Origin of the sequence: Serratia sp. FGI94, assembly GCF_000330865.1 — a bacterium.
Taxonomy (GTDB): domain Bacteria; phylum Pseudomonadota; class Gammaproteobacteria; order Enterobacterales; family Enterobacteriaceae; genus Serratia_B; species Serratia_B rubidaea.
The window spans coordinates 1,495,339-1,517,962 of the sequence record NC_020064.1 but is presented as its reverse complement, the minus strand read 5'-3'; the positions used below and the strand labels follow the sequence as shown (position 1 = coordinate 1,517,962).

Genomic DNA, 22,624 nt, shown 5'->3' with positions numbered 1-22,624 from the left:
GCCCCCGGCCGGTTAACGGTAGATGCCCACCGAGGGCGCATCGCCGACGTAGCCGAAGCCGCGGTACATGCCTTCGCTGTTGAACGGCAGCGCGATATTGCCGTGGCGGTCGACGGCGATCAGGCCGCCGCTGCCGCCCAGCTGCAGCAGTTTCTCCATCACCACTTTGTCAGTCGCCTGCTGCAGGCTGAGGCCGGCGTACTCCATCAGGGCGGAAACGTCATAGGCCGACACGCCGCGCATAAAGGTTTCGCCGATGCCGGTGGTGGAGACCGCCACCGTCGCATTGTTGGCGTAACAGCCGGCGCCGACGATCGGCGTATCACCGATGCGCCCCGCCTGTTTGTTGGTCATGCCGCCGGTCGAGGTGGCCGCCGCCAGATTGCCGGCGGCGTCCAGCGCCACCGCGCCAACGGTGCCGAATTTGCGATCGGGATCGATAGGATCGCCATGCAGCGCCGCCGCGCCGTCATGATCGAGCAGCACCCGTCCGTGCTCCGCCTGGGCGCGGTGCAGTTGATCGAAGCGTTCCTGGGTAAAAAAGAAATCCGGCTCCACCATTTCCAGACCGTGCGCAGCGGCGAACTTTTCCGCCCCCTCACAGGCAAACATCACGTGCGGACTCTGCTCCAACACCGCGCGCGCCGCCAGCACCGGGTTGCGCACCCGGCTGACGCCGGCGACCGCTCCGGCGTCGCAGCCGCGGCCGTCCATCACGCAGGCATCCAGCTCATGGGTGCCCTGATGGGTGAACACCGCGCCCTTGCCGGCGTTGAACAACGGGCACTCTTCCAGCAGCCTGACCGCCTCGGTCACCGCGTCCAGCGCGCTGCCGCCGCCGGCCAGCACCGCCTGCCCGGCCGCCACCACGGACGATAATGCCTGAATATACTGTTGCTCTTTCTCCGCATTCATTGCCGCACGGCTGATTGCGCCCGCGCCGCCGTGAATGGCAATCACTGGTTTGCTCATGGCCTGTCACCCTGTCTTAACGCTCCGATCCCATTGATATGACGGGACGATTATTATTCTTTTTTGACTATATTTAGCGCAGCGGATGATGTAAAGCCTTTCATCCCCAAGGCGGGCCGCCTAACTCTTTATTAGATTTTTTTGCGCGAAGATATTTTTTTATGGAATAAAAACAGCGGGTTAATTAATCAGAATGATGTCATGTGCGGCGTGGGGAGGCTATCGGCCGTGCGCCCGCCTGACGGCATGCTGTTTGCCAGACGGGGCAAGGCAGGTTTGCTAACGCGTCGTCCCGTTAAAATGACGAGCCGGGCTGACGCAGGAATTCCTCTTCTTCCACCGTGCTGCGGCGGCCTAAAATGGCGTTGCGGTGCGGATAACGGCCAAAGCGGTCGATAATCGCCTTGTGCCGCAGTTCATAATCCAGCTGCTCGGGATTATTAAGCTCACGGTACAGCGCCAGCGCCTGCTGATGAATCAGCGGTGATTCTGAATGCATAAACGGCAAATAGAGAAAGCCGCGCTGCACCGGCGTCAGCCGTTCGCACTCGCCGCTGCGTATCGCCTCCTGCGCCAGAATCAGCGCCATGCCGTCGCAGGAAAACGAGCGCGGCGTGCCGCGGAACAGGTTACGGCTGAACTGATCGAGCACGATCACCTCCGCCAGCCGGCCTTCGATATCGTCACGCCAGGCGGCCAGCTCCCCCGCCGCCGCCACATGCCACAGCGCGGCAAATCGCTGGTGCAGCTGGCGATCGAAGTCATCGTCCTTGCGGAACCACATCACCGGGTCTATCTCGTCGAACCAGAAATCTATCACCTGCTTATGCATTTTTTGCTCCTCCACGCGTGACCCGCCGGGTCATTCTCCCGTCAGGGGTTATCTGCCATAATAGACCCACTTCGCCGATATTTTTCGCGCCTTCTGATTATGGAGTTCTTTTTTATGGACCATTGCCATACTGCCGATCTGATTTCCCTTGAACAGGCGCTGGACAACATGCTCAGCCGGGTCACGCCGCTCGACGACACCGAAGCCGTCGCGCTGACCGACGCCGCCGGGCGCATTACCGCCACGCCGGTGATCTCGCCGCTCAACGTGCCGCCGTTCGCCAATTCGGCGATGGACGGCTATGCGGTGCGCCTGGCCGACCTCAACGCCAATGCGCCGCTGCCGGTTGCCGGCAAGGCGTTCGCCGGCGCCCCCTTTAATGACGCCTGGCCCGCCCATAGCTGCGTACGCATTATGACCGGCGCGCCGGTGCCCGCCGGCGCCGAAGCGGTGATTATGCAGGAGCAGGCGGAAGTGACCGATGACGGCGTGCGTTTCAACGCCGTGGTGCACGCCGGGCAGAATATCCGCCTGGCGGGCGAAGATATCCGCCAGGGCGCCAGCGTGCTGCCCGCCGGGGTGAAGCTGGGCGCCGCGCAGCTGCCGCTGCTGGCCTCGCTGGGCATTGCCGAGCTGCGCGTAATGCGCAAACTGAAAGTGGCGGTGTTCTCCACCGGTGACGAGCTGCAGCCGGTCGGCCAGCCGCTGCAGGACGGCCAGATTTACGACACCAACCGTTTTGCGGTGCGCCTGATGCTGGAGCAGCTGGGCTGTGACGTGCTCGACCTCGGCATTATCCGCGACGATCAGGCGGCGTTGCGCGCCGCCTTCAACCGGGCCGACAGCGAGGCCGACGTGGTGATCAGCAGCGGCGGCGTCTCCGTCGGCGAGGCCGATTACACCAAACAGATGCTCGATGAGCTGGGTGAAGTCGGCTTCTGGAAGCTGGCGATCAAGCCGGGCAAACCGTTCGCCTTCGGTAAATTGCATAACGCCTGGTTCTGCGGCCTGCCGGGCAACCCGGTTTCCGCGGCGCTGACCTTCTACCAGCTGGTGCAGCCGCTGCTGGCCAAACTGGCCGGCCACAGCGAATGGCGCCTGCCGCCACGCCTGCGCGCCCGTGCGCTGACGCCGCTGAAAAAATCCCCGGGCCGCCTCGACTTTCAGCGCGGCCTGTTCGCCAGCAACGCGCAGGGTGAACTGGAAGTCAGCACCACCGGCCATCAGGGCTCGCACGTATTCAGCTCCTTCAGTCAGGGCAACTGCTTTATCGTGCTGGAGCGTGAGCGCGGTTCCGTCGCCGCCGGCGAGATGGTGGAGATCGAGCCGTTTAATGCGCTGCTGAGGAGCTGATCATGCTGCCGGAATTAACCGATGCCGAAACCCTGCGCTACAACCGCCAGATCGTCCTGCGCGGTTTCGACTTCGACGGGCAGGAGCGGCTGAAAGCCTCCCACGCGCTGATCGTCGGCCTGGGCGGGCTAGGCTGCGCGGCGGCGCCCTATCTGGCCGCCGCCGGCGTCGGCCGGCTGACGCTGGTGGATTTCGACAGCGTGGCGCTCTCTAACCTGCAGCGCCAGATCCTGCACAACGATCGGCGCATCGGCATGAGCAAGGTGGCCTCCGCCCGGCAAACGCTGGCGGAGATCAACCCGCACGTGACGATCGACACCGTGGATCGGCAGTTGGACGATCAGCAGATGGCGGCGCTGATCGCCGCCTGCGACGTGGTGCTGGACTGCACCGACAATGTCACCACCCGCGACCAGCTGAACCGCCTGTGCCACGCGCAGCGCACGCCGCTGGTTTCCGGCGCGGCTATCCGCATGGAAGGCCAGCTGAGCGTATTTACCTACCAGCCGGGCGAACCCTGCTACCGCTGCCTGAGCCGGCTGTTCGGCGACAACGCGCTGACCTGCGTGGAAGCCGGGGTGATGGCGCCGCTGGTCGGCACCGTCGGCAGCCTGCAGGCGATGGAGGCGATTAAACTGCTGGCCCACTACGGGCAGCCGCTGGTGGGAAAACTGCTGATGTTTGACGCCATGAGCATGCAGTTCCGCGAAATGAAACTGCCGAAGAACCCGCAGTGCGAGGTGTGCGGCGCAGCGGCCGAATAAAGCGGGGAAATAACGAAGCGGCGCGGCGGACGCTGATACTGCGCCCGCCGCGCCGTTAATCCGTCAGAGGATTAGGCGATACCCTGGCTACGCAGATAGTCTTCGTAGTTGCCGGTAAAGTCGATCACCTTGTTCGGGGTGATTTCCAGAATGCGCGTCGCCAGCGAGCTGACGAACTCACGGTCGTGGGAAACGAAGATCAGCGTGCCTTCATACATTTCCAACGCCATGTTCAGCGATTCGATGGATTCCATATCCAGGTGGTTGGTTGGCTCGTCCATAATCAGGATATTAGGACGCTGCATCATCAGCTTGCCAAACAGCATGCGCCCCTTCTCACCACCGGACAGCACCTTCACTTTCTTCTTGATGTCATCCTGGCTGAACAGCAGACGGCCGAGCACGCTGCGTACCGCCTGCTCGTCTTCGTTTTCCTGTTTCCACTGGCTCATCCAGTCGAATACCGTCAGCGTCTCATCGAACTCATATTCGTGATCCTGAGCGTAGTAACCGATCTTGGCGTTTTCCGACCATTTAACGCTGCCGCTGTCCGGCTGCAGATCGCCCACCAGCGTTTTCAGCAGCGTGGTTTTACCGATACCGTTGGTACCCAGCACCGCGACCTTCTCGCCGACTTCCAGCATCAGGTTCAGCTTGTTGAACAGCGGACCGTTGTCGAAGCCCTTGCTCAGCGCTTCGACTTCCAGCGCGTTGCGGAACAGCTTCTTGTTCTGCTCAAAGCGGATAAACGGGTTCTGGCGGCTGGAGGCTTTAACCTCATCCAGCTGAATTTTATCGATCTGGCGCGCACGCGAAGTCGCCTGCTTGGACTTGGAGGCGTTGGCGCTGAAGCGGCTGACGAACGACTGCAGCTCGGCAATCTGCGCCTTCTTCTTGGCGTTGTCCGCCAGCAGACGTTCGCGCGCCTGGGTGGCCGCCATCATATATTCGTCGTAGTTGCCCGGGTAGACGCGCAGTTCGCCGTAGTCCAGATCCGCCATATGGGTGCACACCATGTTCAGGAAGTGACGGTCGTGCGAAATGATGATCATGGTGCTGTTACGTTCGTTCAGCACCTGCTCCAGCCAGCGGATGGTGTCGATATCCAGGTTGTTGGTCGGTTCGTCGAGCAGCAGAATTTCCGGATCGGAGAACAGCGCCTGCGCCAACAGCACGCGCAGTTTCCAGCCCGGGGCGATCTCGCTCATCGGGCCGTAGTGCTGTTCCACCGGAATGCCGACGCCCAGCAGCAGCTCGCCGGCGCGCGCTTCGGCGCTGTAGCCGTCCATCTCGCCGTAGGCAACTTCCAGATCGGCCACTTTATAGCCGTCTTCTTCGCTCATTTCCGGCAGCGCATAGATACGGTCGCGCTCTTCTTTCACTTCCCACAGCTCGGTGTGGCCCATGATCACGGTATCGAGCACGCTGTACTGCTCAAAGGCGAACTGATCCTGACGCAGCTTACCCAAACGCTCGTTCGGGTCGAGCGCCACGTTGCCGCCGCTCGGCACCAGATCGCCGCCGAGGATCTTCATAAAGGTGGATTTGCCGCAGCCGTTGGCGCCGATCAAACCGTAACGGTTACCGCCGCCAAACTTAACGGAAATGTTTTCAAACAGCGGCTTACTGCCGAACTGCATAGTGATGTTGTTAGTACTTAGCACAACGCTCGCTCTTAATTGGGAATGTGATTTGGCGCGCATTATGCCACAACGGGCCGCCGGGATCGCCCATAGTTGTGCTCATTTTTGCAACACGCGGTCAGTGAGGCGGGATGACGCATGGCTGACCGGGTGGATTGCCCGCCGGCGAGCGACAAAAGCGGTGCCGGGGCGGGTCCTCGCAGAGGCAAAGATGCGCGGCGGGTTACTGGTCGCCTCTGCGGAAAATACGCACGCGATAAAAACGTTAATTACCGGTACTCATAGCTCACCACTTCGCCGTTATCCTTCAGCAGATAGTCGTCACCACTGTATGTCGTAAAATGAATCCGGTTGCGGCTATCGTTATTGACTGAAAAAACCGCATCCTTTTCAATACAGTTAAATTTTGTGTCCATATCATCAAAACACAACCTGTCATATTTTCCCTCTTCTTTATAACCATCACCAAATAGCCAGAATGTGATGGTAAAACTACCGTAGGAAGCAGGCTTAGGAATTCCGTAGCGCATTTTCAGCATATCTTTATTATTCATCCACCAAGATATTTTCCCCTGTTCGGTAAGTGGAAAATTCTTGACTAACACAGCGCTGAAATTGTTCCTCTGATGAACGGCAACAATCTCCACTGGTCGCAAAAACAACCAGGAGATATAAACAATTGAAACACAAGCGGTCAACAACAGGACTCGCTTCCCCCTCACGTCTATAGGCCTTATCGACATAGTTTCCTTCCCTACTGCCTCCATATGTGATGTATAATCCTTTATCATTAATCTATATTTACCTTGGTTATCTCACCATTTTTATCGATTCGATATATCCCGTGTTCCACAACAAAAATAACACCCAGATTCTCACTTTTACTTACAGAGAAAACGATATCTTTTTCAATACAGTTCACCTTGGTTTTCATATCATCAAAGCAGCGTCTGTCGTACTTTCCCTCCTCTTTATAGCCGTCACCAAACAGCCAGAAAGTTATGCTAAAATCACCATAGGATGCCGGTTTGGGAATGCCGTAACGCTCTTTTAGCATATCCTTATTCTGCAACCACCACTCTATTTTACCCTTAGTAGTAAGCGGAAAGTTATTGACCAGAACAGAGCTAAAGTGTCTATTTTCATGAGTCGCAATAATATCTACCGGCCGTAACAATAACCAAGATACATAAAAAGCCAGAGTGCAGAACATTAGTAGCGTAAATGATTTTTTCCTATTTATTATTACCATGAAAATCTTCTATAAAACTTACAGGGAAATAACACCACATAAAAATTAGAATATACATCTATTAATCCCTATTTATTTTTATGGTTTCACCATTTTCATTCATCAGGTACCTGCCATCGTCAACAGTAATTCGTTTTTTTTATTATTTTCAACGGTAAATAACTTATTCTTATCGATGCATTTTTTATTTGTCGGCATATCATTGAAACAGAGCCTATCGTACTTACCCGCCTCTTTATAACCATCACTAAAATCCCAGAAGGTAATGACAAAAAAACCAGAGGATGTAGACTGGGGAACACCATAGTGTTTTTTCAACATATCTTTATTAGACATCCACCAATCGAACTTACCCTTGTCGGTAAGAGGGAAGTTTTTCACCAACACAAAGCTAAAATCATCATACTGATGAACGGCAACGATCTCTACCGGTCTAAAAAACAACCAAGAAACATAAGCAATTGAAAAGCAGGTCGTCAATAACAGAACTAACCTCCCTCTCACGCCTATAGATCTTATCAACATGGTTTTCCTCCCTACAGCCCCATGTGAGATAAATCTAAGCTCTATCTTTAGTCTATATTTACCTTTGTTATCTTACCGTTTTTATCGATTCGGTATATTCCTCCATTAGCAAAAAATACAACTCCCATATTTTTGCTATTGCGCACATTTAAAACGATATCCCTTTCAATACAGTTAACCTTGGTCTTCATATCATTAAAACAGCGCCTGTCGTACTTACCTTCCTCTTTATAGCCGTCACCAAACAGCCAGAAAGTGATGCTGAAATCACCGTAGGATGCCGGCTTGGGGATACCATAGCGCTCTTTTAACATCTCCTTATTCTGCAACCACCACTCTATTTTTCCTCTGGTGGTAAGCGGAAAGCTTTTAACCAATACAGAGCTGAAGTGTTTATCCTCATGTACTGCCACGATTTGCACCGGGCGTAAAAACCACCAGGCGATATAAACGGTTAGAACGCCGATTACCAATAGTAAAAACGTATTTCTATTTTTATTTATAACAGCCATTGATATCTTCCATGATATTTGTCGGTAATATTTTACATATACCTGATTAATGAACCCACTATTACAAACATTGTACAGTAGATGAGTATATCTATTTATACTTCTCTTTTATCATTTCACCATTCCCCTTTATACGATACACCCCACCATCCAGCCGAAAAGACAGGCCGGTATTTTTAGCGTACCTGACCATCATCAGCGAATTTTTATCAATACAGTTTTTCTTGGTTGGCATATCATCGAAGCACAGGCGATCATACTTACCTTCCTCCTGATAGCCATCACCAAACAGCCAGAAGGTCACGGTAAAACTACCGTAGGAGGCGGGTTGCGGGATATTATACTGCGTCTTTAGCTTATCCTTATTTTCAAACCACCACTGAATTTTCCTCTTATCGGTAGCGGGAAAATTCTTAACTAAAATATCGCTATAATTACTCCTTTGATGAACAGCAACGATCAAAATTGGACGCAAAAACAACCAGGAGATATAAACAATTGAAAAACAAGCGGTCAACAACAGGACCAGCTTCCCCCTCACGCATAAAGACCTTATCGACATAATTTCCTTCCCTAAATCCTCCATGTGTGATGCACTAGTCTTTATCATTAGTCTATATTTACCTTTACTATCCTACCGTTTTTATCTATTCGATATATCCCATTATCCACAATAAAAACAACACCAAGATTTTTACTCTTACTTACAGAGAAAACGATATCCTTCTCAATACAGTTAATGTTTGTCTTCATATCATCAAAACACAACCTATCATATTTCCCTTCCTCTTTATAACCATCACCAAACAGCCAGAAACTTACACTAAAATTACCGTAAGATGCTGGTTTTGGAATGTCGTAGCGCTCTTTTAGCATATCCTTATTCTGCAACCACCAGTCTATCTTCCCCTTGGTGCTAAACGGAAAACTTTTGACCAACACAGAGCTAAAGTGTCCATCCTCATGAACCGCAACAATTCTAACCGGGCGTAGCAGCAACCAAATAGCATAGGCTAGAAAAATACAACCTATAATTAAAATTATATTTCTTGTTTTTTTATTTTTTACGCTCATCTACACTCCCGATAATTTCTACAGTAGCATCCATATTGGTCATAAAAGGCTTAAATCCAAATTTATTATATCGTTGAAGTACAAACCAAATGCGAAAAAACCGGAACTGATTAAATTTAAACTTTGAAATATCACCATCATCCAATCCAAAGTGATCCTGAACTTTGTAATGAATTAACGCACGATAGCGCGATTTCTCAATATGTAATGATTTTATGGTAATATGGGTTGCCCAGGTATCATGTACAGTTATTCCCATACCGTTAAAGTTATCCTGAAAGCGATCAAATTTAGGTAATTTACTAAAGTGAATACTCTTAATGATTTCACCTATATTTTCATATAGATAGACTCCATTTTTCCAATCAATGTTTCCAGACAAAGCTTGCCTTATTTTTAATAACGAACTGTCTTGTGTATTATCCCCCAAAATATGCTCCCTCAACGCCCTGTCCAGATGCGGGCTGGCAAACGGCGTGCCGTTGCCATACTGCAGGTGATCGATCATCTTGCCGATCAGGTATTTATAGGGGCCATAAAGGGCAAACATCCGCGACAGCTGGCGCAGCTCATCAAATAGTATGGCGGCGCACTCGCGGCGGGTCAGCGTCTGTTGCGGGGCGGACAGGCGGTTGACCATCGCGTAGGCGCGCGGGTGCGCCTGGTGAAGGCGTTTTCTGGTCAGCGTCCACGGGTCTACGGTGGTGGAAACGTCCGCCAGTCGAAAATGCGTTTTTAGCTGTGATGCGGACAGGTCTCCACAACGCATATCGCTCGCTCCATAATCGTCCATGCGCTTTTGCGTTTTAAATATCGTACAGGGAAACTGCAGTGCAGCCATCATGATACATTCCTTGTGTCATCGTCCAATGATCGTCACAAGCGAATGATACTCAGCAGCCAAACTTAGTATAGATATTGCCCACAATTGCGGCGAAAAACAGGATTTACGCTGCTATATTCTCAATAAACCCAAGACCATTCCTGGTATTTTCCCACTCCGGCGGCGAATGCGCAGCCGTCGTTTCGTTTATTAAGAAACAACCGTCAGCGCATATGCCAGTAATACCGGTAAGTTCTGGCGTTTACAGAAATGCACCTGCGCTGCATTTTCTCTTGCCGCGCCGATGCCTTCACTCTGCCCGCCACCACGACGCCGCACGCCGCAGTGACAGACGCTTCCTCCCGTACGGCGGGCCTAATCAGCCGTGCGCCTGCCGGCTGTCCGCCGGCGCCTGTTCGCGTTGGCTGTCGCCGTAATCACGCACCACCTGCGCCACCCGCAGCCGGTAGTCGCGCAATACGCCGTCGCGGCCGCGCGTCTGCGCGGCCCGGTGCGCCTCCAGATTGCGCCACTGGCGCACCGCCTCTTCATCGCGCCAGAAAGAGAGCGACAGCAGCTTGTCCGGCTCACTCAGGCTCTGGAAGCGTTCAATGGAAATAAAGCCGTCAATCTGCGCCAGCAGCGGCTTCAGCTGCGCCGCCATCGCCAGATAGTTCTCCTGCCGGCCTTCGGCCGCGTGCAGTTCAAAAATTACCGCGATCATCGGTTCCTCCTGGCGCTATGCGCCTTGTCGATAAGCTGACGCCAGCCTAAACTCATTCTCACCGCGACACTTCGCTATGGAGCGAACTATGCATCACGATGAAATCGACCAGCGGCTGGCGGCGATTGGCGCCGCCATTGCCGACCGCTCACGGGCGCGCATGCTGTGCCTGTTGATGGACGGCCGCGCCTACACCGCTACCGAGCTGAGCAGCGCGGTCGATATCGCGCCGTCAACCGCCAGCAGCCATCTGGCGCGGCTGCTGGATCAGCGGCTGATCGCCTGCGTCAAGCAGGGGCGCTACCGCTACTTCCGGCTGGCGGACGGCGAAGTGGCCGCCGCGCTGGAATCGCTGATGGCGCTGGCGGGCGGGCCGCGGCCGGTGGTGAAGAGCAGCACGCCGACGGCGCTGCAGCTGGCCCGCACCTGTTATGACCATATGGCCGGCGAGGTGGCCGTCACGCTGCACAACCGGCTGTTTGCGCAGGAATGGCTGCGCGGCGACGACTATCAGCTGACGCCGCAGGGGCGCAGCGCGCTGGAGCGGTTAGGGGTCGACTGCACCCCGCCCGCCTCCCGCCGCCATTTTGCCTGCGGCTGTCTGGACTGGAGCGAACGGCGCGAACACCTGGGCGGTGCGCTGGGCGCGGCGCTATTAGCCGCCTTCGAACGGCGCAGTTGGGTGCGTAAACAGCTCGACAGCCGCCAGTTGCACATCACGCCAGCGGGAAAAAAGGCGCTGGCCGCACATTTTGGCATATCGCTGTAACGGCGCGCTGCGCTAGCCTTAGAGATTGCACTACCCTGCGGGCGCTGCCCGGTGCCCCGTCCAACGTGAGGAACCACTATGTTTGATGCCACCGAATTCCCCATCACCCGCCGCTGGCCGGCGCAGCATCCGGAGCGGCTACAGCTCTATTCCCTGCCGACGCCTAATGGCGTCAAAGTATCGATTATGCTGGAAGAGACCGGCCTGCCTTATGAAGCGCACCTGATTGACATCGGCCAGAACGAAACCTGGACGCCGGAGTTTCTGTCATTGAACCCCAACGGCAAAATCCCGGCGATCCTCGATCCGGTCGGGCCGGACGGCAAACCGCTGGCGCTGTTCGAATCCGGCGCCATCCTGCTGTATCTGGCGGAGAAGTGCGGCGAATTTCTGCCGCAGGATCCGGTGCAGCGCATTGAAACCATTCAATGGGTCTTCTTCCAGATGGCGGCGGTGGGGCCGATGTTCGGCCAGCTCGGCTTCTTCCACAAATTCGCCGGACGGGAATACGAAGACAAGCGCCCGCTGCAGCGCTATCAGAAAGAGTCGCAGCGCCTGCTCGGCGTGCTGGAAACCCGGCTGGAAAACCGTGAATGGATCATGGGCGCGGACTACACCATCGCCGATATCTCCCTGCTCGGCTGGGTGCGCAACCTGATTGGTTTCTACGAGGCGCGCGAGCTGGTGTCGTTCGACAGCTTCCCCCGCGTCGGCGCCTGGCTGGAGCGCGGCCTGGAACGCCCGGCGGTGCAACGCGGCCTGAACATCCCGGCGCGTCCGTAAGCGCCATCATCGGCCGCCTGCCCGGCGGCCGTTATTTTTTGTTACCTGTTTCTCTTCGCGCACCCGCTCGATCGCTTAAATCCTCGGCAGGTGCGAATATTATTAGCCGGCGAATAATACAATTCCTGCAAAATTTAAATAAAATTTTCACTAAACCTTATATTTTCTGTAAGTTTTGAAACTTTTTTTAGTTACAAAAGTAGTTTTTAACATTCTTGCAAACAATAATATCCCGTCCGTAAACGTGAGCTGCACATTTACTCTTCAGCGTCGCTACGAATAAGCCACTTTTCGTTAAATACCCTGTTAACAAAAAGGGCTTATCGCTATTTTCGCGCCGGAGGTCATGCGCGATTTCACGGCTATCCAGGGTTATTACCGATAAATTCTTTCACCTGCCAATGAGTAGAATTTACACACAAGAGATTTGATTTAATGAGAAAATTACTCGTTCTGTTTTTCTGCGCCAACCTGTTCGGCCTTGGCCAGCAGGCCGTCGCCGCAGAAAATAAAAACGTCGACGTTATGCTGATCGGCGGCGGTATCATGAGCGCCACGCTGGGCACCTACCTGCGTGAGCTGGAGCCGGACTGGACCATCGATATGGTCGAGCGTATGGACGGCGTGGCGGAAGAGAGCTCCAACGGCTGGAACAACGCCGGCACCGGCCACTCCGCGTTCAGCGAAATGAACTACACCCCGGAAAAGAAAGACGGCACCATCGATATCAGCAAAGCGATCACCGTTAACGAGTCTTTCGAAATCTCCCGCCAGTTCTGGTCTTATCAGGTCAAAAACAACGTCCTGCACGATCCGAAATCCTTTATTAACAGCGTGCCGCACATGAGCTTTGTCTGGGGGGACGATAACATCAACTTCCTGCGCAAACGCTACGCGGCGCTGCAGCACAGCACCCTGTTCCGCGGCATGGAGTACTCTGAAGATCCTGCGCAGATCAAACAGTGGGCGCCGCTGATGATGGAAGGCCGCGACCCGGCGCAGAAGATCGCCGCCACCCGCATGCCGCTGGGCACCGACGTGAACTTCGGCGTCATCACTCACCAGCTGGTGGACAGCCTGTCCAAAGACAAAAAGTTCAGCCTGAGCCTGGGCCATGAAGTGCGCGATATCAAGCGCAACCCGGACAACAGCTGGGCGGTGACCGTTGCCGACCTGCATAACGGCGGTAAAGAAACCACCACCAACGCCAAGTTCGTGTTTATCGGCGCCGGCGGCGCGGCGCTGCACCTGCTGCAGAAGTCCGGCATTCCGGAAGCTGACGGCTACGGCGGCTTCCCGGTCGGCGGTCAGTTCCTGGTGACCACCAATCAGGACGTTGCCAACCAGCACCTGGCAAAAGCGTACGGCCTGGCCAGCGTCGGCTCCCCGCCGATGTCGGTGCCGCATCTGGACACCCGTATGCTGGACGGCAAGCGCGTGCTGCTGTTCGGACCGTTCGCCACCTTCTCCAGCAAGTTCCTGAAAAACGGTTCGCTGTTTGACCTGATCGTCTCCATGAACAGCTCCAACCTGATGCCAATGACCCACGTCGGCATGGATAACTTCGATCTGGTGAAATACCTGATCGGCCAGTTGATGATGAGCGATGACGACCGCTTCGCCGCGCTGAAGGAGTACTACCCGGACGCCAAGCAGGAAGACTGGAAACTGTGGACCGCCGGCCAACGCGTACAGATCATCAAGAAAGATGCTGACAAAGGCGGCGTGCTGCAGTTCGGCACCGAAGTCGTCAGCTCGCAGGACGGCAGCATCGCCGCACTGCTGGGCGCATCGCCGGGCGCGTCCACCGCGGCGCCGATCATGCTGCACCTGATGGAAAAAGTGTTCAAAGATAAAGTGGCGACGCCGCAGTGGCAGAGCAAGCTGAAAGAGATCATTCCGTCCTACGGCCATACGCTGAACGGCAACGTGGAAATGACCAACAAGATCCGCAGCTACACCAGCAACACGCTGCAGCTGAACTATATTGAAGTCAAACCGGAAGCCGCAGCAGTCCAGTAAGCATATACAGACGCAACGGCAAAGTAGCACTCCACAATAGCAACGCTATGCGCCGCCCAAAAAGCCAGTCAGTGAATACTGACTGGCTTTTTTACACAAGGTATCTGCAAGTTCAGGATGTTCAGAATTGCCACAAACGAAAGGTATTTCTCTGTTACGGCAGTGACAGGCAATTGAAGGGGCCGTAGGCGCGGCCCCTTCACCCGCGCCTGCGCTTAGGCACGTTCTGCCCTTCGGGTAACCCTCACGGCGTCACCGTCGCCGGGCGGGTCGGCTCTACAGGCTTCCCTGCCTGTGCCGCCTCAACCGGACATCCCTGTCCGGTTGCCCCTGGCTCAGGTTCCTTGTTCGGCAGCCCGTGATGCGCGCTAAAGGTCAACACCCGAATCTGCTATTACCGGGTAACTTAACTACTCATTTTGACATTAATCACGAATAAGCCGTTAAACCGCAGGATTATCTCCCAACAACCAAACCTTTCTTATTATCCCTACCGCCAGCGGAGCATTTTTCGCGCCCCCTATTTACCAAGTTCCCTCTTGCGTAATGGATTCTGCCCGCCTATTATCAAAGCACAAACTTGGATAATTAGCCTGTTCATACCTGAAACCCCGGTTTTACGTATGAATGGCGACGCCTTATCTCTTGAGATCTGAATGTCGTACCTGCGGGAGAATTTAAATAATGGATCGCGCCAATATCATTCACGACTTACTGAACTGGATTGAAACTCACCTGGACCAACCGCTGCTGCTGGATAACGTGGCGGCAAAATCGGGCTACTCCAAATGGCACCTGCAACGCATGTTCCGCAGCACCACCGGCCACGCCCTCGGCAGCTATATCCGCGAACGCCGGCTGTCGAAAGCCGCGCAGGCGCTGAGATCGACGCCCCGCCCGATCCTGGATATCGCCCTGCAATATCATTTTGATTCCCAACCGTCGTTCTCCCGCGCGTTCAAAAAGCAGTTCGGCAAAACGCCGGCGGTTTACCGCCGCAGCGACTGGGATGCCTTCGACGATGCACCGCTGCCCGCCTCCGCGCAGCCGGCGCAGTACCAGGAGTCGCCGGGGCTGCAGCTGCTGTACGCCAAACAGTGCGTCGACGGCAAGTGCAGCAACTGGGTGGGTCAGCGCTAGGGCGTTTTCCCCGGCCGATAAAAAAGGGCGCCGTTATCACGGCGCCCTGATTGTTTGCGGTGACCCGTCCTAAATAACGTTGACACATTTTACTCACGTACAGAGGAAAATGTGATGAACCAGTATGTTAAACGCACACAACGCGATTACTCTCTATCCTTTAAGTTAGCCGTTGTCGAACAGGTCGAAAAAGGTGAAATGACTTGTCGTCAGGCCGCAGACCGTTATGGTATCCAAGGCAACGCAACCGTCATGAACTGGCTGCGCAAATACGGTCAACTTGACTGGCGGACTTCTCCTTCCCCCCAAAAGTGCGGAGGCAACATGCCCAAACTTCCCCTGACGCCCGAACAGCGAATTAAAGAACTTGAGCAGCAACTGGCTGAATCTGAAGTCAAAGCCCAGTTCTTCGAAGCCGTCGTCAAAGTGATGAATACCGACTTTGGTGCTACGCTGACAAAAAAGCAGTTAACCGCCTTATCGCGCAAACACAAGTACCGGGACTCACAGTAACGCGGGCCTGCCGATGGATGGGCATCAGCCGACAAGCGTGGTATCAGTCTCTGCAGCGAGAGGCAGGCAGAGAGGAGCAGGCCCGGCATCTCGTCGCACAGGTAACGGCTATCCGCTTGCATCAGCCCCGACTGGGGACGCGTAAGTTGCATCACCTGTTGCGGCAACGCCCGGAACCGGCGTTGCATGTGGGCCGCGACCGGCTGTTCAGTATCCTGCGCTGCGCGCGGTTACTGGTGATGCCTAAACGGGCATATCACAAGACGACGCACAGCCATCATCGTTTTTATCGCCATCCCAACCTGCTGAAAGCAGGAGACAATCAAGTAATAGCCAGCCGTCCGGAACAGGTGTGGGTGGCGGATATCACCTACCTGCCGCTGAGGACGGGAACGGCGTATGTCAGCCTGATAACGGATGCCTGGTCGAGAAAAATCGTGGGGTATCATGTACATGACAGTCTGCATACCCGACACGTCGCCTGCGCGTTCAAAATGGCGCTGGCCGGCAGACGCACGACGTTGCCGCTGGTGCACCACTCGGATAGGGGTATCCAGTACTGTTCGCAGGAATATCAGGCGTTACATCAAAGGTATGGTGTCACTTGCTCGATGACGGACGGGTATGACTGTTACCAGAATGCGCTGGCGGAACGGGTAAATGGGATACTTAAAACGGAATATCTGCTCGGCAGGCCAGAAGACATCGTACAGGCAAAAAAGATGGTCAGGGAGTCGGTGAACATCTACAACACACAGCGGCCGCACCTGTCGCTGAAATACAAAACGCCCGATGAGGTTCATCGGGCGTTATCCGGCTGAAAAGTGTCAACCTATATCAGGACTAGTCACGGCTTACGCGGCCAAGCGATCAGTTATACACAATCTCATAGGTAGCGTAGCTCCTCACCGGCCCGGAGGTGGCTTTCTTCGGCGTCTGCGTCACATAGCCGATGTAGTAGGTAAAGGTGCCGATATCCTTGGCGCCGATTTCCGGCTGCACGCTGTTCTGATCCGGATCGGCCGGGATAATTTTATTCGTCTTGTCCAGCGTGTCGTTGCCGTTTACCGACAGAGCCAGCGCAATATTACTGGCGCCGTCGCTCAGGCTGTTAGCCAGGTAACCGGCGTCCTCATTGCCTCCCTGCAGCAGATTACCGCCCACCCAGCTCACGCTGATCCTGTCCGGACCGTCATCCTCATCCATCATGCGCGCCCTTATCTGGCAGTTGCCCAGCTGAATGGTAAACGGCTTCGGCTTCAGGTAGGCGCCGGCGCCGCGGTTATGCACTTCCTGTAGCGATACCGGCGCCAGGTAGACGTTGGCGTCGCTGCCCTGACCGTTGACCGAAACGGTGCAGGAGGTGTCGGTGATTTTACCCAGAAAATCGACCCGTCCACCGTCGGCATTCGGCGTCGCAGCCTGCGCCAGCGCGCAATACCCCATCCCCGCAAGCAGCAATGATACACAGCGTTTCATGATAATGTTCCTTTATACAGAGGCGCAGATGAACTGCGCCCCGGACGTTTTCCGTTAGTCGTAGGTCAGGTTGAACACCATATGGGCTTCAACCGCGCCGGAGGTAATCTTGGACAGATACTGGTAAAAACGCGCGGTATACGACAGGTCGATATACTGCGTCTGGTTATTTGCCAGACGGCCGACGTTATATGCCTTTTTGAACTGCAGCGGGTTCATCTGGCTGTCCAGCACCTGAATGCCGACGCCCTGCGCCGCGCTGCTGTCGGTGCGTTCGTTTTTCAACACGCCCTGGCTCAGCGTGGTGCCGGTCGCCAGGTTGCCGTCAAAGGTCATATTGACGTTGGCATAGCCGGCAACGCTGACGCCGCCGCTGCACTGCAGCTGGATCGGGAATCTTCGCCCGCCGGCAAAGGTGCCGACGCCGTTCAGATCGCTGGTTTTAATCGCGCCGACATCCACGCTGAAGTTATTGCCGCCCATCACCGTACAGGACGGCGAAACGATGGTCAGCGCATTGGCGCTCAGGTAGGTTTCCAGAATCGGGTTGGAACCGTACACATAGTCGTACGAGGTATATTTACCGCTGGCGACGCTGCCGCTGCCGGTCACCGCCGCGGTCTTGATCACCTGCAGGGTAAAGGTAGAGCCGGCCAGGTGGTAATAGGTGCCACGTCCGGCATTAAAGTTTTTCACCTCCGGGTAGGTGAACTGAATCTCACCGCCACGGCGAAAACGCAGCCCGATGCCCGGCACGTTGGTGGAATAGACCTTGTTGCCCAGATCCTGCACGCCGCTGGCGACAATCCGGGCGGAAAAGTCATTGCGCCCGGTGCAGTAGTAATTGGTCCCGCTCTGGCCCATCGTCCAACTTTTCTCATACAGCACCGAACCGATCGGCGCGTTCGGGTCTACCACCACGCGGCCCACCACCATATCCAACTGCACGGTCGGCGTATTATAACGACTACAGGCGGCATAGGCCTGCCCGGCGGCCAGCGCGGCGATCACCACCAGCCAACGACAGAGATTTTTTACTGACATACCGCATCCTTAGTTGAGGCCGGGCTCAGGGCAATGGTGCACTGGCCGTTGCTCCATGTGATCACCGCCCGCTTCGCGGTGTCCGAGGAGATAAACAAAGTGCTGCCCTGGCCGACCACGCCAATATATTTACCGTTTTCGTCGACGATATCCGCGCCGAACGGCAACGGTTCGCCATTGCTCTGCCGCACGCGCAGAGTCTGGTTCTTCTCAACGGTGGTGTTGAATTTCACCTTCACGACGCTGCCCTCATACGGCACCACCTGCGCGACGGTCTTCTCAAAGTTGATGTCTTCCGAGCTGCCTTTCGGGTTGATTTCCACCGCGTTGATGCGGTACGGCCGCAGGTAAGGCAGCACCGCATAGCCGTTGCCGTCCACCCGGGTGCCCGGCGAGCCGGGCAGCATCGCGCCCTTGGCGTCTTTGGCTTCGATCAGCGCCATGGTGGTGCCGGTTTCCGGCGACAGCGTCACCCCGCCGCTGTGTGCAATCAACGAGCCGCTGGCGCCCAGACCGCTCTGACGGTAACCCTCGCCCTGGCTGTAGCTGGCGGACAGCGTCGAATAAGGCGCGCGATAGCTGCCGTTCAGGCCGACGTTGTGGTCGCCGCCGCGCGCCACCGAGGTGGTCACGCCGTAGCTCAGGTTGTTCTCTTCCCCGAAGGAGCCGTTCAGGCCCAGCTGCGAGTTGCCGAAGCGCGAGTTGTTAAAGACGGTGTTCGAATTCAGGTTCGCCCGGCGGTTTTCGCCGAAGTACAGCGGATAGCTGAAGTTCAGTGAAATACGGTCGTCTTTATTGTTGCCGCCGTTACTGGCCGAATAGACGCGCTGCACGCCGAGGTTGTAGGTCATGCGGCCCCACATGTTGTTGTAGCTCAGCTGATACTGCTTCTCGGTGCCGCTGCGGTTCCAGTAGTCGGAAATGCGCCCGGTAAAGTAGAAACCGCCCCAGCCCTCCGGCAGATCCTGGTTGACGGTGTAGCTGAAGCCGTTCTTCTCCCGCCAGATCTCGCGGTTATTGCCGCTCTTCTCCCGGTCGATGGTGTACAGCGCATCGCTCAGATTGTAGTAATCCTTGGTGGAGTAGCGGTACGCCGCCAGCACGATGCTGGTCTGCGTGCTGGAGAACATGCGGTTAAAGCTCAGGCGGAAACTCTGGCCGGTTTTATCCTCATCCTTCAGCTTCAGACGCGACTGCGTCATATCCAGCGACAGCGCGCCGATGCCGGTATTGATACCGCTGCCCAGCAGCACCGACTGATAGTCGTTAAAGCCGCTGACGCCGAAGTAGCCGGTGAACAGGTTATTCACGCCGTACTGATAGGTGCCCTGCACAATCGCCGGCTTGTTGCGCAGATCGTCGGCGTCGGCCTTACCGACGGCGAAGGTGTAGCGCATCATGCCCGGGCGCAGCAGCTGCGTTACCGACGAGTAAGGCACATTGAACTTCTGTTCGGAGCCGTCGGCCTCTTTGATCGTCACTTCCAGATCGTTGCCATAGCCGGACGGATAGACATCGTTGATGTTAAACGGTCCGGGCGGCACCGAGGTCTGATAAATGATATTGCCGCTCTGGCGCACGGTGACCAGGGCGTTGCTCTGCGCCACGCCGCGGATTTCCGGCGCATAGGAGCGCATGCCGTCCGGGAACATGTTGTCGTCGGTCGCCAGGTTCACCCCGCGCAGCCCGACGCTGTCGAAGAACTCGCCGTTGGTAAAGAACTGGCCGCCGGTAAAGATCGACTTCATCTGCGGGATCGGCCGCTGCAGGTAGGTCTGGTTGGAGTTCCAACGCGCACTGCCCCGCTGCTGCTGCCAGTTCAGGTTGCCGATATGTTTCAGCAGCCAGCCGTCGTAGGAGAAGCCCGCATTGATGCCCAGGTAAGCGCTGGAGTCATCCGAACCCTGCGCAGCAGAAACATGGTTGTTGTAGTAGTTGGCGGTATAGGCCAGGTTCAGCGCCGGGATACCTTCATCCCAGAACTCCGGCGCGACGTAACCTTTGTACATGCGGTTTTCATAGATCTGCGGCACCGACAGATCCAGACGCAGCGAAGACTGATTAAAGTTGTCTTTCAGGTTATCGTCCTGACGCCACTCGCTCAGGCGGCCGCAAAACTTCGGGTCTTTGCTCAGCGCCTCGTTGAGCTTCTCCACCGCCACGCCGAACTGCGACAGCATGCTGGCGGTATAGCAGACGCCCAGTTTGGACTGCTTATCGCGGGTGATCTGCAGGTCGTAGCGCCCGCGCCACTCGTCGTTGGTATAAACATCGACAGAATAGGTGCCTTCGCCGATCGCCACGGTGCTAAAGCGCGTCAGGTCGACCTTTTCCTTGCTGCCGACGATGAAGCCATCGTTAAACTGATACAGCGGCTGTTGATTTTCCTGCGGCTCCGCCGCGCCGGCCGGAGCAATGCAGGCCGAAACTACGATCGTCACAGAGAGCTTGCAACCCAATGCTTTTGGCACCCACTGTTTCATCTGAAATATCCCTATTTTACTGCGAGTTTAATGGCAACGTCTGAGCCGTAATCATTGATATTATTGATAATCAGGGTTTCGCCCGCGTTAAACGCCGCTTTAGTTTTCAACGTGTCGCTGCTTTGCGGCGCCAGCATCAGGGTGCGGTCATTCAGCGCGGTTTTGCCATCGCGTGAAACCTTGGTCACGGTGATATAAAACGGCGTCGGGTTAGTCAGCGTCAGGCTATTGCCCGCCGCTTTCAGCACCAGCTGCTGCGGCGCGGCATCGCGGTTGCCCAACCCGCTCGGACGGTAGAAGAACTTAAAGCGTGAGCGAATCGCCAGCTGCAGGACGTTTTGCCCTTCCTGCTGGCGGCCGGCATTGCTTGGCGGGATCTCCAGAATATTCAGCCACCACAGGCTCTCTTTATTCGTCGCCAGGCCGGATTTATTCGCCAGCTTAATGCGCAGGGTCTGGCCGCTTTTCGCGTCCACGCGGGAAATCGGCGGCGTAATTAAAAAAGGCGTCACGATAGTATCCGGCGTGGCGTTCGGGTCACCGTTATCCAGCCAGGCTTGCGCCAGCGCCGGCCGATCAGCTGAGTTGGACAGCTGCACCGTTATTTCTCTTTCATTTCCCGGATAAATAAACCGCGTACCGTTAGCGATAATATTGTTGGCCGATGCAGAGAAACTGAAAATGAAACAGAAAAAAAGGGCAATAGATTTCATCATAACCTCAGAAATGAAAGCGGCAGACTCGCTGCCGCTTTTGTTCAGCAAAAATGATTACTGATAGGTAATTTCGTAAGTCGCGTAGCTGTTGACCACACCGCTGGTTACGGTGTCTGGGGTCGCAGTGGCGTAGCCTACGTAGTAGGTGAAGCGCTTGCCACCGTCCAGATCAGCAACGCTGGTGGCCGCTTTCTGGTTGGCATCGCCCGGGATGATTTTGTTGGTCAGGTTTTTCGCATCGTCAGCAGACAGCACCAGTTGGATGTTCTGTGCGCCGGTGCCTTCGGTGTTAGCCAGGTAGCCTGCGGTGGTGCCGCTGGCGCCGGTCAGCAGGTTGCCGCCGGTCCAGTTAACGCCCAGTTTGTCTGCGCTAACTTCGGTATCAGCTGCCTGGCAGTTGGTGACGTCGATGGTGAAAGATTTTGGTTTCAGGTAAGTGTTGGCACCTGCGTTTTTCACTTCGTTCAGGCTTACCGGTGACAGGTAAACGCTGGCATCGCTGCCTTGACCGTTAACAGAAACAGTACAAGATACGTCGGTTACTTTACCGTAGAAGTCAACCTGACCGCCGCCAACATTTTCGGATGCAGCGTGTGCGGCAGACATTCCCAGAAAAGCGGTTGCTACTGCGGAGAGTAATACTTTGTTCATTGTAATATCCTATGTCGGAATTTATCGAAAATGATTGATATAGTCGTTAGTCCGCACAGAAGATTAAGGAATACAATCTTGCCGTCCCGTCACTATGCGTTAACTAAAATGGAAATGCTGACAGTCACCCGGGAAATACATTAAACATCCATATTTGCAGGCAATATTTGTCACTACATAGGTAGAATTCCGAAGTTATAAACAACAGAATTGCGAGAAATAGATTTAATTCCTTCGCTAACATGTTCCATTTCGGAAGTATCCTAGTCTCACAGCCCCAATAAATTAAAATCGTTTATAACATTCATAAACGCCCTCTTGATAGGAAAAATCTATCAACGATTAACCATCGATCGATATTGACGATTCTAAAAGATAGGAATAGTCTGTATTTTCCGCGTGAGATAAACACAACTCACGGCAAGTTAACGGTAAATCAGTGCATTATGGCAGGCGACCAAATGCGTACTTTTCTGATTTTAGGCGCACGTTAAAAAACAGGCATACATTTTGACACCCGTTTCAAGAAGGGAAAGCCAAAGGCGGTAAT

21 protein-coding genes and 2 pseudogenes are annotated in these 22,624 nt (G+C 55.0%); 7 read left to right on the top strand and 16 right to left on the bottom strand.

Translation table 11 applies throughout. The annotated features are described in order from the left end of the window. Positions 1 to 12: 12 nt before the first annotated feature. Complete coding sequence (locus D781_RS07005; RefSeq protein WP_015671613.1) at positions 13 to 972, bottom strand: isoaspartyl peptidase/L-asparaginase; 960 nt, start codon at positions 970 to 972, stop codon at positions 13 to 15. A 295-nt stretch (positions 973 to 1,267) separates the two neighbouring features. Continuing rightward, complete coding sequence (locus tag D781_RS07000) at positions 1,268 to 1,804, bottom strand: DUF924 family protein (RefSeq protein WP_015671612.1); 537 nt, start codon at positions 1,802 to 1,804, stop codon at positions 1,268 to 1,270. A gap of 114 nt (positions 1,805 to 1,918) precedes the next feature. On the opposite strand from D781_RS07000, the gene moeA reads away from it, so the two are divergent. Together moeA and moeB are read left to right on the top strand one after the other, a co-directional pair. After that, on the top strand, positions 1,919 to 3,157 hold the full coding sequence (moeA, locus tag D781_RS06995; RefSeq protein ID WP_015671611.1) for a molybdopterin molybdotransferase MoeA: 1,239 nt from the start codon (positions 1,919 to 1,921) through the stop codon (positions 3,155 to 3,157). Positions 3,158 to 3,159: 2 nt separating this feature from the next. Next, positions 3,160 to 3,921, top strand: a complete 762-nt coding sequence (moeB, locus tag D781_RS06990) for a molybdopterin-synthase adenylyltransferase MoeB (protein WP_015671610.1) — start codon at positions 3,160 to 3,162, stop codon at positions 3,919 to 3,921. Between the two features lie 71 nt (positions 3,922 to 3,992). On the opposite strand, the gene D781_RS06985 is transcribed toward moeB, so the two are convergent. The 9 genes and pseudogenes from D781_RS06985 to D781_RS06945 all read right to left on the bottom strand — a co-directional run bounded on the left by D781_RS06985 (position 3,993) and on the right by D781_RS06945 (position 10,474). Further along, positions 3,993 to 5,585 carry an ABC-F family ATPase gene (locus D781_RS06985; protein ID WP_015671609.1) on the bottom strand — a complete coding sequence of 531 codons (1,593 nt, stop codon included), beginning with the start codon at positions 5,583 to 5,585 and terminating at the stop codon, positions 3,993 to 3,995. Between the two features lie 248 nt (positions 5,586 to 5,833). Next, a complete protein-coding gene (locus tag D781_RS06980; protein ID WP_233494120.1) occupies positions 5,834 to 6,331 on the bottom strand; it encodes a DUF943 family protein in 498 nt (165 codons plus the stop codon). A gap of 23 nt (positions 6,332 to 6,354) precedes the next feature. Then, positions 6,355 to 6,816 carry a DUF943 family protein gene (locus D781_RS06975; RefSeq protein WP_041411747.1) on the bottom strand — a complete coding sequence of 154 codons (462 nt, stop codon included), beginning with the start codon at positions 6,814 to 6,816 and terminating at the stop codon, positions 6,355 to 6,357. A gap of 61 nt (positions 6,817 to 6,877) precedes the next feature. Beyond that, a pseudogene (locus D781_RS06970) lies at positions 6,878 to 7,341 on the bottom strand (DUF943 family protein). A gap of 47 nt (positions 7,342 to 7,388) precedes the next feature. Then, on the bottom strand, positions 7,389 to 7,853 hold the full coding sequence (locus D781_RS06965; protein ID WP_015671605.1) for a DUF943 family protein: 465 nt from the start codon (positions 7,851 to 7,853) through the stop codon (positions 7,389 to 7,391). 91 nt (positions 7,854 to 7,944) lie between these two features. Continuing rightward, positions 7,945 to 8,415: a DUF943 family protein gene (locus D781_RS06960; protein WP_041412034.1), complete on the bottom strand. Its 471-nt coding sequence runs from the start codon at positions 8,413 to 8,415 to the stop codon at positions 7,945 to 7,947. A 47-nt stretch (positions 8,416 to 8,462) separates the two neighbouring features. Continuing rightward, complete coding sequence (locus D781_RS06955; RefSeq protein ID WP_015671603.1) at positions 8,463 to 8,927, bottom strand: DUF943 family protein; 465 nt, start codon at positions 8,925 to 8,927, stop codon at positions 8,463 to 8,465. Continuing rightward, entirely contained in the window at positions 8,911 to 9,768 is an 858-nt protein-coding gene (locus D781_RS06950) for a YPO3983 family protein (RefSeq protein WP_041412033.1), read from the bottom strand. The genes D781_RS06955 and D781_RS06950 overlap by 17 nt, the downstream gene beginning before the upstream one ends. 361 nt (positions 9,769 to 10,129) lie before the next feature. Continuing rightward, entirely contained in the window at positions 10,130 to 10,474 is a 345-nt protein-coding gene (locus D781_RS06945; protein WP_015671601.1) for an antibiotic biosynthesis monooxygenase, read from the bottom strand. Between the two features lie 88 nt (positions 10,475 to 10,562). Between D781_RS06945 and D781_RS06940 the strand changes: the two genes are divergently transcribed. The 5 genes and pseudogenes from D781_RS06940 to D781_RS06915 all read left to right on the top strand — a co-directional run bounded on the left by D781_RS06940 (position 10,563) and on the right by D781_RS06915 (position 16,548). Continuing rightward, entirely contained in the window at positions 10,563 to 11,243 is a 681-nt protein-coding gene (locus D781_RS06940; RefSeq protein WP_015671600.1) for a winged helix-turn-helix domain-containing protein, read from the top strand. Between the two features lie 78 nt (positions 11,244 to 11,321). Continuing rightward, a complete protein-coding gene (locus D781_RS06935) occupies positions 11,322 to 12,026 on the top strand; it encodes a glutathione S-transferase N-terminal domain-containing protein (protein ID WP_015671599.1) in 705 nt (234 codons plus the stop codon). 435 nt (positions 12,027 to 12,461) lie between these two features. After that, positions 12,462 to 14,048 carry a malate:quinone oxidoreductase gene (locus D781_RS06930; protein ID WP_015671598.1) on the top strand — a complete coding sequence of 529 codons (1,587 nt, stop codon included), beginning with the start codon at positions 12,462 to 12,464 and terminating at the stop codon, positions 14,046 to 14,048. Positions 14,049 to 14,732: 684 nt separating this feature from the next. After that, positions 14,733 to 15,188 (top strand): helix-turn-helix domain-containing protein, encoded by a 456-nt coding sequence (locus D781_RS06925; RefSeq protein ID WP_015671597.1) that lies wholly within the window; start codon positions 14,733 to 14,735, stop codon positions 15,186 to 15,188. Positions 15,189 to 15,302: 114 nt separating this feature from the next. Then, positions 15,303 to 16,548, top strand: a pseudogene (locus D781_RS06915) (IS3 family transposase). A 23-nt stretch (positions 16,549 to 16,571) separates the two neighbouring features. Here the strand turns inward: D781_RS06915 and D781_RS06910 are convergent. From D781_RS06910 to D781_RS06890, 5 genes are all read right to left on the bottom strand, one after another. Continuing rightward, on the bottom strand, positions 16,572 to 17,147 hold the full coding sequence (locus tag D781_RS06910; protein WP_343228822.1) for a fimbrial protein: 576 nt from the start codon (positions 17,145 to 17,147) through the stop codon (positions 16,572 to 16,574). An 87-nt stretch (positions 17,148 to 17,234) separates the two neighbouring features. After that, on the bottom strand, positions 17,235 to 18,224 hold the full coding sequence (locus D781_RS06905) for a fimbrial protein (RefSeq protein ID WP_015671595.1): 990 nt from the start codon (positions 18,222 to 18,224) through the stop codon (positions 17,235 to 17,237). Beyond that, positions 18,215 to 20,707, bottom strand: coding sequence for a fimbria/pilus outer membrane usher protein (locus D781_RS06900; protein ID WP_015671594.1), 2,493 nt, complete (start codon positions 20,705 to 20,707; stop codon positions 18,215 to 18,217). The genes D781_RS06905 and D781_RS06900 overlap by 10 nt, the downstream gene beginning before the upstream one ends. Before the next feature lie 11 nt (positions 20,708 to 20,718). Beyond that, positions 20,719 to 21,420, bottom strand: coding sequence for a molecular chaperone (locus D781_RS06895; protein ID WP_015671593.1), 702 nt, complete (start codon positions 21,418 to 21,420; stop codon positions 20,719 to 20,721). A gap of 57 nt (positions 21,421 to 21,477) precedes the next feature. After that, positions 21,478 to 22,074 (bottom strand): fimbrial protein, encoded by a 597-nt coding sequence (locus D781_RS06890; RefSeq protein WP_015671592.1) that lies wholly within the window; start codon positions 22,072 to 22,074, stop codon positions 21,478 to 21,480. Positions 22,075 to 22,624 lie beyond the last annotated feature (550 nt).

Bases quoted from the DNA above. Each gene is read 5' to 3' on its own strand.
- D781_RS06945 (WP_015671601.1), bottom strand. From the start codon at position 10,474: ATGATCGCGGTAATTTTTGAACTGCACGCGGCCGAAGGCCGGCAGGAG.
- D781_RS06890 (WP_015671592.1), bottom strand. From the start codon at position 22,074: ATGAACAAAGTATTACTCTCCGCAGTAGCAACCGCTTTTCTGGGAATG.
- moeA (WP_015671611.1), top strand. From the start codon at position 1,919: ATGGACCATTGCCATACTGCCGATCTGATTTCCCTTGAACAGGCGCTG.
- D781_RS06910 (WP_343228822.1), bottom strand. From the start codon at position 17,147: ATGGGGTATTGCGCGCTGGCGCAGGCTGCGACGCCGAATGCCGACGGT.
- D781_RS06905 (WP_015671595.1), bottom strand. From the start codon at position 18,224: ATGTCAGTAAAAAATCTCTGTCGTTGGCTGGTGGTGATCGCCGCGCTG.
- D781_RS06940 (WP_015671600.1), top strand. From the start codon at position 10,563: ATGCATCACGATGAAATCGACCAGCGGCTGGCGGCGATTGGCGCCGCC.
- D781_RS06895 (WP_015671593.1), bottom strand. From the start codon at position 21,420: ATGAAATCTATTGCCCTTTTTTTCTGTTTCATTTTCAGTTTCTCTGCA.
- D781_RS06930 (WP_015671598.1), top strand. From the start codon at position 12,462: ATGAGAAAATTACTCGTTCTGTTTTTCTGCGCCAACCTGTTCGGCCTT.
- D781_RS06900 (WP_015671594.1), bottom strand. From the start codon at position 20,707: ATGAAACAGTGGGTGCCAAAAGCATTGGGTTGCAAGCTCTCTGTGACG.
- D781_RS06955 (WP_015671603.1), bottom strand. From the start codon at position 8,927: ATGAGCGTAAAAAATAAAAAAACAAGAAATATAATTTTAATTATAGGT.
- D781_RS06980 (WP_233494120.1), bottom strand. From the start codon at position 6,331: ATGGAGGCAGTAGGGAAGGAAACTATGTCGATAAGGCCTATAGACGTG.
- D781_RS06950 (WP_041412033.1), bottom strand. From the start codon at position 9,768: ATGGCTGCACTGCAGTTTCCCTGTACGATATTTAAAACGCAAAAGCGC.
- D781_RS06935 (WP_015671599.1), top strand. From the start codon at position 11,322: ATGTTTGATGCCACCGAATTCCCCATCACCCGCCGCTGGCCGGCGCAG.
- D781_RS07005 (WP_015671613.1), bottom strand. From the start codon at position 972: ATGAGCAAACCAGTGATTGCCATTCACGGCGGCGCGGGCGCAATCAGC.
- D781_RS07000 (WP_015671612.1), bottom strand. From the start codon at position 1,804: ATGCATAAGCAGGTGATAGATTTCTGGTTCGACGAGATAGACCCGGTG.
- D781_RS06960 (WP_041412034.1), bottom strand. From the start codon at position 8,415: ATGTCGATAAGGTCTTTATGCGTGAGGGGGAAGCTGGTCCTGTTGTTG.
- moeB (WP_015671610.1), top strand. From the start codon at position 3,160: ATGCTGCCGGAATTAACCGATGCCGAAACCCTGCGCTACAACCGCCAG.
- D781_RS06975 (WP_041411747.1), bottom strand. From the start codon at position 6,816: ATGGTAATAATAAATAGGAAAAAATCATTTACGCTACTAATGTTCTGC.
- D781_RS06925 (WP_015671597.1), top strand. From the start codon at position 14,733: ATGGATCGCGCCAATATCATTCACGACTTACTGAACTGGATTGAAACT.
- D781_RS06965 (WP_015671605.1), bottom strand. From the start codon at position 7,853: ATGGCTGTTATAAATAAAAATAGAAATACGTTTTTACTATTGGTAATC.